The 3,551-nt window shown below is 61.5% G+C and carries 4 protein-coding genes and 1 tRNA gene; 3 read left to right on the top strand and 2 right to left on the bottom strand.

Annotated features, from left to right (window positions below; all coding sequences use genetic code 11):
* Positions 1-1,587 (top strand): methyl-accepting chemotaxis protein (locus EOM25_13140; protein ID NCC26119.1); only part of this gene is annotated, 1,587 nt, incomplete at its 5' end.
* A gap of 20 nt (positions 1,588-1,607) precedes the next feature.
* Here EOM25_13140 and EOM25_13135 read toward each other — a convergent pair.
* A complete protein-coding gene (locus tag EOM25_13135) occupies positions 1,608-2,063 on the bottom strand; it encodes a tRNA (cytidine(34)-2'-O)-methyltransferase (GenBank protein ID NCC26118.1) in 456 nt (151 codons plus the stop codon).
* A gap of 37 nt (positions 2,064-2,100) precedes the next feature.
* Positions 2,101-2,176 (bottom strand) — tRNA-Val (locus EOM25_13130).
* Positions 2,177-2,255: 79 nt separating this feature from the next.
* On the opposite strand from EOM25_13130, the gene rfbB reads away from it, so the two are divergent.
* Together rfbB and EOM25_13120 are read left to right on the top strand one after the other, a co-directional pair.
* Positions 2,256-3,278, top strand: a complete 1,023-nt coding sequence (rfbB, locus tag EOM25_13125; GenBank protein NCC26117.1) for a dTDP-glucose 4,6-dehydratase — start codon at positions 2,256-2,258, stop codon at positions 3,276-3,278.
* On the top strand, positions 3,257-3,551 hold a 295-nt coding region (locus EOM25_13120; protein ID NCC26116.1), incomplete at its 3' end, for an NAD-dependent epimerase/dehydratase family protein. The genes rfbB and EOM25_13120, both read left to right, overlap by 22 nt.

The following is a 3,551-nucleotide window of genomic DNA, read 5'->3' as shown; positions in this document are numbered from 1 at the left end:
CATGAGGCCTATCAATGGCAGGGCCAGAGCAAGATCATCGCCTTCGACACAGTTCCCGCCACGGGATGGGTCGTGTGCATGAGCGCGGAACTGAGCGATCTGTCCGCCTCGGCCCAGGGATTGCGTAATGTCCTCGCCCTGACCGGCGTCGTGCTTGTCCTCCTGCTCATCGGAGCCATCGTCTACTCCCTGAGCCGGCTGGTCATCTCACCCATGGTGGCCATTCAGCACTATGCCCGGAACGTGGCCCAGGGAGATCTCAACGCCCGACTGCAGGGATCCTTCCGTTTCGAACTGGGCCTGATGGTCGAGGACCTCAAGGCCATGGTCCTGAAACTCAAGGACCGTCTCGGTTTCTCCCAAGGCATCCTCCAAGGCATGGCCACGGCCTGCGTGGTCACCGACGAACAGGATCGAGCCACCTTTCTCAACCCGCAGTTCCTGGGCTTTGTCGGACTCAAGGGCCGCCCGGAGGATCATCTCGGCAAGCCTGTCAAGGAACTTCTCGGCGGTTCGATCGAAACCACGGTTACCGGCCAGACCCTGGCCACGGGTTCCAGCGTGACCGGCGCCGAAATCTTTCTGATCAACAGGGACGGGAAGCATCGTCACGCACGGGCCGACGCGGCCCTGGTCCGGGACCTTGACGGCAAGCTCCTCGGCGCGTTCGCCACCTTCTCGGACATCTCGGCCATCAGAAACCAGCAAAAAACGATCGAGGAACAGAACGAAAAAATCGCCGGAGCCGCCCAGAGCGCCGAGGAGGTTTCCGAACAATTGGCCTCGGCCGCCGACGAGCTCTCCGCCCAGATCGACCAAGCCAGCCAGGGCTCCGAGGTACAGAGGCGTTCGGCCTCAGAGGCCGCCACCTCCATGGAGGAAATGAACGCCACGGTTCTTGACGTGGCCCGAAATGCGGCCAACGCATCCCAATTGGCCGACTCGGCCCGGACCAAGGCTGAGCTTGGGTCGGAGATGGTCGAGAAGGTCGTCCAGACCACCCAGTCGTCCTCAGAGGCAGCCAAGGCTCTCCGCCAAAACATGGATATCCTGGGTGAGCACGCCCGAGGCATTGGGGCCATCATCGACGTCATCTCCGACATCGCCGACCAGACCAACCTCCTGGCCCTCAACGCGGCCATCGAGGCTGCCCGGGCCGGCGAGGCCGGAAGGGGATTCGCCGTGGTCGCCGACGAGGTCCGCAAACTGGCCGAAAAAACCATGACCGCCACCAAGGAGGTCGGTGACTACGTCGGCAAGATCCAGGACAGCACCAGGGACAACATCTCCCAGACCGGCCAAGCCGCCGAGGCCATTGCCCGCAGCACCGAGATGGCAGAGCGGTCCGGACAGGCCTTGCGTGAAATCCTGAACATCGCCGATCAGACCGCCGAGCGCGTCAGGGAAATCGCCACGGCCGCCGAGGAACAGTCGGCCACCAGCGAAGAGATCAGCCGGGCCACAGACCAAGTCAACGTCATTGCCGCGGAAACAGCCGACGCCATGATGCAGTCGTCCCGGGCCGTGGCCGAATTGGCTCAGCTGGCCGGCAGACTTCGGGAGATCATCGCCGTCATTCGGGAATAGAAGAGCTCGGAGAAACGGGGCTACTCGCCCAGACCAGCGGTCTGCCGGAGCCCCTCAAAGAGAAGGATGGATGCCGCACAGGCCAGATTGAGACTTCTGACCTGTCCCAGAATGGGAATCCGCACGCAGGCGTGGGCCGAAGACACAACGCTCTCGGGCAGCCCCTTTGACTCGGGCCCGAGCACGATGCAGTCCTCGGCCCTGAACCGGAAGCGATGATAGGCTTGACCTTGACGGGCCGAGGCAGCCACAATACGCCCTTCCGAACCCAGGGCGCAAAACAGGCTTTCCCAGTCCGGCCACACGGCCAGATCGACCTGCGGCCAGTAGTCGAGCCCGGCCCGCCGAAGGTATTTGTCCTCCAGGCTGAAACCCAGGGGTTCAATCAGATGGAGGCGGACCTTGGCCGCGGCGCAGAGCCGGGCAATGCTTCCGGTATTGGGTGGAATTTCGGGATGGTACAGGATGATCTGCATAATAAAAAAAGCCCTGGAATCCAGGGCTTGATGTCGGTGGTGGGCGGTCGGAGATTTGAACTCCGGACTTCCACCGTGTGAAGATGGCACTCTTACCGCTGAGTTAACCGCCCACTGGCGATGGGAACTACTGCAAACCCGGTCCGATGGCAAGCGCGAGCCCCGGGCCGGACAACATTACCCGGGAGGGTCATGAACGTTCTGGTTACCGGAGGTTGCGGCTTCATCGGCTCCAACTTCATCCACCACCTTTTTCGGACCGACCCCGAGGTTTTGGTCGTCAACCTCGACAAACTGACCTATGCGGGAAATCCCCGCAATCTCGAAACGATTCAGTCCGAATTCGGGGGAACCCGATATTTCTTCGTCCGCGGCGACATTGGAGACGCAGTACTCGTCCCGGCCCTGCTCCGGCATTTCAAGATTCGCGGCGTCATCAATTTCGCCGCCGAATCCCATGTGGATCGATCCATTTCCGATCCGGCCCCCTTTCTGACCACCAACGTCAACGGAACCCAGAATCTCCTGGAATGCGCCCGACGCCACGGCGTTGACCGCTTCCTCCAGGTTTCCACCGACGAGGTGTATGGAACCCTCGGACCATCCGGAAAGTTCACCGAGTCGACCCCCCTGGCCCCCAATAGCCCCTACTCGGCCTCCAAGGCTTCAGCCGACCTCGTGGTCCGGGCCTATTTCGAGACCTACAAACTGCCAGTCATAATCACCCGCTGCACCAACAACTACGGGCCCTACCAGTTTCCGGAAAAACTCATTCCCCTGGCCTTTCTCAAGGCCCGGGCCAACCGGAAGGTCCCGGTCTACGGCCGGGGGGTCAACGTCCGGGACTGGATCCACGTCCTGGACCATTGCCGGGGTGTCGACCTGGCATTCCGCAGTGGCCGCGACGGCGAGGTCTACAATTTCGGCGGCGGCTGCGAACTCCAAAACATCGATGTGGTTCGGGCCATTTTGGACCATCTCGGCCGATCCCACGACTTGATCTCCTATGTCGAGGACCGGCCCGGCCACGACCTGCGCTACGCCATCGATTTTGCCAAGGCCGAGTCAGAGCTTGGCTGGCGCCCGGAAAAACAATTCACAGATGCCCTGGCCGAGACCCTGGACTGGTACGAAGCCAACCCGGTTTGGCTCGAAAATGTTCAGACAGGAGCCTACCGGAAATTCATGGATCAATGGTACGAAAAACGGTCATGAACGAAATGCCTAAAACCGCGCTGGTCCTCGGCGGCAAGACCGGCCTTCTCGGCCAGTCCCTGGCCAAGGCCCTGGAGTCCTCGGGCTGGAGGCCCATCTGTCCCGGCCGGGACGAACTTGACGTCTTTTCGACCACGGCCCTGGAGCCCTTTCTGGATAAAAACCATGTCCAGGCCATCTTCAACACCATCGCCTATACCCAGGTCGACAAGGCCGAATCCGAACCCGATGCCGCCCGCAGTCTGAATGCATGCCTGCCTGAAATCCTGGCCC

This window comes from Deltaproteobacteria bacterium (genome assembly GCA_009929795.1).
GTDB lineage: Bacteria > Desulfobacterota > Desulfovibrionia > Desulfovibrionales > Desulfomicrobiaceae > RZZR01.
Note: the sequence above shows the minus strand (reverse complement) of the source record. Positions and strands in the feature narration are given on the sequence as shown.

Excerpts from the sequence above, each read along its gene's own strand:
- rfbB (NCC26117.1), top strand. The coding sequence starts at position 2,256 with ATGAACGTTCTGGTTACCGGAGGTTGCGGCTTCATCGGCTCCAACTTC.
- EOM25_13135 (NCC26118.1), bottom strand. The coding sequence starts at position 2,063 with ATGCAGATCATCCTGTACCATCCCGAAATTCCACCCAATACCGGAAGC.